The organism is Candidatus Zixiibacteriota bacterium (genome assembly GCA_022865345.1).
Lineage (GTDB): Bacteria > Zixibacteria > MSB-5A5 > MSB-5A5 > RBG-16-43-9 > RBG-16-43-9.
The window spans coordinates 1-4,534 of record JALHSU010000231.1 but is presented as its reverse complement, the minus strand read 5'-3'; the positions used below and the strand labels follow the sequence as shown (position 1 = coordinate 4,534).

Below are 4,534 nucleotides of genomic sequence, written 5' to 3'. Positions count from 1 at the left end.
TCGAATTCAAAAACCTTTTTGAAGATCTGGGATAATGCGGGGAGGTTATCTTCGATATTCCTTGTTTCCAAAAGTAATCTGGCTGCCTCGTCCGCAGTCTGTAAACCTCTTTTGCGCTCTCTGGCTTTTTCTAAAAGCAAAGACTGTTCGACCATCAAGCCAAGCTCGTCCCTCAAACTGGTGAGGAATTGAACTTCTTCAAAGGCAAACCTTTCCGGGTCAGAATCATAAATGCAGATAAGCCCAAACACCTTTGAGTTATATTTTATCGGAACGCAGGCAAAAGAACAGGTTTTCTCTTCCCCCTGAAAAAGCTTATGCCACTGGTCTGAACCCTGAAACTGGTTCTGGGTTAAAATCTCCCTGGTCTTGAGAGTTTCATTATAGAAACCTTCATTCGGATTCAGTTTATAAAAGCGAGAAAGCTCCTCCGGCGAGAGATTAAAGTAAGAAAGAAGAAGCATTTCCGGAGAATTGAAAGATGACCTGAAAAGAACTCCTTTTTGATACCCCATAAATTGCATTACCTTATGAAAGGCATCTTTCAGATTCTGTTCCGGGTCCTGGTTATTCTGGGAGAACGATAGAACCTGCTTTAAGCAGGATAATCTTTTCAGACGCTGGAGAGAGTTTTCCTTTACTCGGGCCAGGTACCAAAACCATCTCCTCAATCCTGAGAATATAAATATGCTGCCCGCGATATATAAACCTGCTTCTGCAGAAGTCTTTATATCAGAATCAGTCGCCATAAGAGGTCCACTCAAGGGCAGAAAAAAAGTAAAAAAGGCTCCGCAGAATAAAAGAAAAACCCCCAGAGCCAGGGACCATTTGACTCCGGGATAAAATTTGAAGTACCTTTGTTCGAACTTTAGCACCAGGATCAAAGAGGTGCCGAAGATCAGAAGCTGAAGGTACCCGTTGATTGGATCAGACATCTCCCCCTCCTTTCAAAAAGGAAAAAGGAAAAAGTAAGATAAAAGAACAAAAGCGTTCCATTTTCCCTGTTCCTTTTAACCGGGTTCTAAATTTTAAAAAAAGATTGTTTAATTTTAGAACAGTTAAAAAAATTTTTCACTCCCCCAGAGGTTTTTCCTTTTTAACTTATTGTGGACTATTATACTTATCGTCAAAAAAGAAAGGAGCTTTAATCTTTCCAGACTCCAGGGGCGGGGTTACCCCGCCCCTGTACCCACATTTAACGCAACCTGCAGTTCAGATTAAGCATTATTTTCTGGCTGTCGAAAGAGCAGTAGAGCTGATACTTGCTCTGGTTCATCGCGGCAAAGATTCCCAAAAAATCCATCAATAAATCCCGGTTGCTCCAGCCCTCCCGGTAGGCATCATCATATTCTTTAGCCATCCCTAAAAAGGCGATCAGTCCAGCAGTGAAATAACGATTCAGAGATTGGGACAAAAGCTTCTGCCCCAGATAGCAGCCGGAAAAATGCTGCCACTTGTCCGGTCCGGCAAAATACCAGTTTTTCTCATCTACGAAATACCAGGGGTCTCTTGACGGCGAGAGCTGTTTGAATCTCCCATCCCGTGGATAGCTCTGCAATCTGAATGCCAGGCTTTTTGCTGGGAGTAAAAATAGATTCAGGAAAAAACTAAAACTGATAATGCTGAGAAAGAGATAAATTTTGGTTTTCATTTTTCCACCTCCTGTTTTAGATAGGGGTTAGAGGTGGGAGATGAAAAACCTTAGATAGGGCACGGTCCCGCCTTTGGCGGGATGCCCCTACAATTAAATTCTATTTGAATATTGGTTTCATCCCTAGCCCTCCAGGTTAGATTTCTCACTTATCTGAAAAGCAAATTCTTTGCCCTTTCGTAAAGACCGGCTTATCGATTGATAAACCCTGATAACTCAAGGTCTAATGAAAAAGAAATAACTGTTCAATTTTTGAACAGGATAGAATTCACTGCAAGGACTTGCAGGAAATAAGAAAAAAATGGAAGAAGAAAGATGGAAAAAGGAAAATGGAAATGAGGACCTCACCCTGTCCCTCTCCTTCCAGGAGAGGGAGATTGATGGTGAGATGTTTTACTATCTGTTCTGCAAAAAAAAAACAGAATTTCTACATCTTCAATGGGAAAAAGGAATCAGAAAGAGTTGTTAGAATAAGACCTGAACTCCACCTTCAGGGTTAGTTCTAAAAAAGAAGGGTTCGAGGATTCAAGGGGTCAAGGGAAAGGGAAAAGGGAGATGGGAATCTTTCCCTGATCCTCTCCTTGGCAAGAAGAGGGAAGGAACTGAACAGGCAGGATGCCTGTTCCACTGATGAGAAGGAAATGGAAGATGGAAAAAGGAAAATGAAAGATGAAAACTCATCCCTGAGTCCCCTCCATTTAAAGAGGAGACAATGAGAACAAGCTAGATGTTTTTCCACTGACCTGAACCCTGTTGGTCTGGAGACCAACAGAGAGCGAAAGAAGGAAGATGGGAACCTCTCCCTGACCCTCTCCTTGGCAAGAAGAGGGAAGAAAGCGAAAATATGGCATCGTCACGGTCGATGCACTCTATAAAAAGGAAATTAGATGGAAAATCTTTTGGGGAAAATCGAAGCCTGCCTGGCTGAAAAAGAGATCGAGGTATCTGATGATCTAGTTTTTCTGATCAATGCCCGGATCAAACCTCCTCTACCGGTCAAAAAGGAAGATGTCTACATCCGGGCAATGTATCTGGTATCTGATCAGGTCAACTCTTTTGGAGGGTGTTTTCCATTAGAGGAACATCCGAAATTAGCAGAGCTTTTAGTGGACTCGCCTGTCTTAGTGGGACATTCAAAAGAAAGACTTCCAATAGCCAGAAACTTCAAGGCTGATCTGGTTGAGAAAGATGGTGCCAACTGGATCAAAGTCTACTTCTACTGGCTGAAGAATTCACCAGAGGCTGAATCCTTAAAGGGAAATATCGACCATGGTATTTACAAGGAATGCTCCATTGCTTTCTCGTTCGAATTTCCAGAATGCTCAATCTGCAAACAGGATATGAGAAGATGCCAGCATATACCTTTCCGTACCTATCAGGATGAGAATGGAAACCAGGTCCAAGCCCATTTCAATTACCGGAACATCATCAGAGTTCTTGAGACCTCGCTGGTCTACCGGGGTGCGGTTTTCGGAACCTCGATGACCAACGAGCTTTACCTTTTTCAGAAGCATGATTGTGCGGATGGGATCTGTAAATTCAAGAGAGTTTATAAAGAATCTGTGCTGGAGTCTTTGAACAAAGCGGGCTTGCAAGATCAGGTAGAATTGTCAGGAAAGATCGCTGAGGATGGCTACTCGGACGGAAAGATAGAAATTGTATGCGAGAAAAACTTAGAGGAGAAAGTCTTGAATTCGCTGCCGCCTGCTTTCAGGGAAAGGGTAAGGTTTACGAGTATCGCAAGTCGAGAAGAGATTGGATTCAAACCCATCAAGTTTGTTCTGAGAGTTCATCCTCAGAAAAATCCGGCAGCTGGTGAGTTATTTATCAAAGATGAGCAGAGAAAATCTCGGCTTCTCATACTCAGGTTTGACCCGGAAAAGCTGAGGCAGGGGAGACGCTTTCTCTGTGATTTTATAGAAGACACCAATGGTCAAGCAGAGGAATCAGAAAAAAAGGTACTGGATTCAGGAGAATGTGAATTGATTGATAAAGGGGATGAGTTCTTCAGTTTCAGGTTAACCGGGAAACTTCTGCAGGGAGTCTACCTCTTAAGAAGAGCAAAGAGCAGAACTCAGGAAAGGTGGATATTTTACGAACGAAATGACTGATGAAAACTAATATTCGAGTCAAACGGATTGCTTCATTCCCTCCTAGGACTCGCAATGACAGTCATAGATCGTAGGGGTAATTCATGAATTGCCCCTACCAGGCGACCAGGCGTGCAATGACATTTAGGCTGTCTTTGCGAGGAGCGAAGTGACGAAGCAATCTGTCCACTGTTAACGGATTGCTTCGCTTTCCCGCAAATAGCGGGATCGCTCGCAATGACAGTCGCAGGTGATGGAAAAAATGAGCGAGAATAACAATAAGATATTTTCAAAAGTTCAGGTTTTTCAGTTTCTTATTACCTTCTTCATCACCGCTTTCGGGATTTTGACTGCTTATTACACTACCATTGCCGGGATCAAGCTAGATTTAGCCCGAAAAGCAGAGTCTCAGTTTGTGAATGAGCTGGATAAAAGGCTCTCCAATCTGGAACTGTTATTGAACCAGAATTTTATGAGCAAAAAGGAATTTTTCGAGATGAAAGAACAGATAAATCAAAGACTGCTCAAGATAGAGATTAAACTTGAGGGGCAGAAGTAAAATAAGGGTTCAAGGATTCATGGAGTCAGGGGTACGAGGAAGGAAAAGATGTGACCGGGGTTCGTTGATCGTGACCGTGGAAAAAGAAGAGGAAGATACCCTCACAGCTGATTAATTGGATTAAGCTGATGAAAGTATAAGGCAAAAGGCTATAGTCTAAAGTCAAAAGAAATCAAGAAGCAAACAGCGAATAGCTAATCGCGAATAGCGAAAAACAAGGAAGGTCAAGATGGA

The 4,534-nt window shown here is 42.6% G+C and carries 5 protein-coding genes; 3 read left to right on the top strand and 2 right to left on the bottom strand.

From position 1 onward, the window contains the following. Together MUP17_11100 and MUP17_11095 are read right to left on the bottom strand one after the other, a co-directional pair. On the bottom strand, positions 1-935 hold a 935-nt coding region (locus MUP17_11100), incomplete at its 3' end, for a GAF domain-containing protein (protein MCJ7459527.1). A gap of 260 nt (positions 936-1,195) precedes the next feature. Then, positions 1,196-1,651, bottom strand: coding sequence for a hypothetical protein (locus tag MUP17_11095; GenBank protein ID MCJ7459526.1), 456 nt, complete (start codon positions 1,649-1,651; stop codon positions 1,196-1,198). A gap of 301 nt (positions 1,652-1,952) precedes the next feature. Here MUP17_11095 and MUP17_11090 point away from each other — a divergent pair, with 301 nt between their 5' ends. The 3 genes from MUP17_11090 (at position 1,953) to MUP17_11080 (ending at position 4,300) form a co-directional block, all read left to right on the top strand. Beyond that, positions 1,953-2,120 carry a hypothetical protein gene (locus MUP17_11090; GenBank protein MCJ7459525.1) on the top strand — a complete coding sequence of 56 codons (168 nt, stop codon included), beginning with the start codon at positions 1,953-1,955 and terminating at the stop codon, positions 2,118-2,120. 418 nt (positions 2,121-2,538) lie between these two features. Continuing rightward, positions 2,539-3,762 carry a hypothetical protein gene (locus tag MUP17_11085; GenBank protein ID MCJ7459524.1) on the top strand — a complete coding sequence of 408 codons (1,224 nt, stop codon included), beginning with the start codon at positions 2,539-2,541 and terminating at the stop codon, positions 3,760-3,762. Positions 3,763-4,003: 241 nt separating this feature from the next. Next, entirely contained in the window at positions 4,004-4,300 is a 297-nt protein-coding gene (locus MUP17_11080) for a hypothetical protein (protein ID MCJ7459523.1), read from the top strand. The last annotated feature ends 234 nt before the right edge of the window (positions 4,301-4,534 follow it).

What these genes read in the sequence shown, in the direction of transcription:
- MUP17_11095 (MCJ7459526.1), bottom strand. Translation starts at nt 1,651, where the DNA reads ATGAAAACCAAAATTTATCTCTTTCTCAGCATTATCAGTTTTAGTTTT.
- MUP17_11090 (MCJ7459525.1), top strand. Translation starts at nt 1,953, where the DNA reads ATGGAAGAAGAAAGATGGAAAAAGGAAAATGGAAATGAGGACCTCACC.
- MUP17_11085 (MCJ7459524.1), top strand. Translation starts at nt 2,539, where the DNA reads ATGGAAAATCTTTTGGGGAAAATCGAAGCCTGCCTGGCTGAAAAAGAG.
- MUP17_11080 (MCJ7459523.1), top strand. Translation starts at nt 4,004, where the DNA reads ATGAGCGAGAATAACAATAAGATATTTTCAAAAGTTCAGGTTTTTCAG.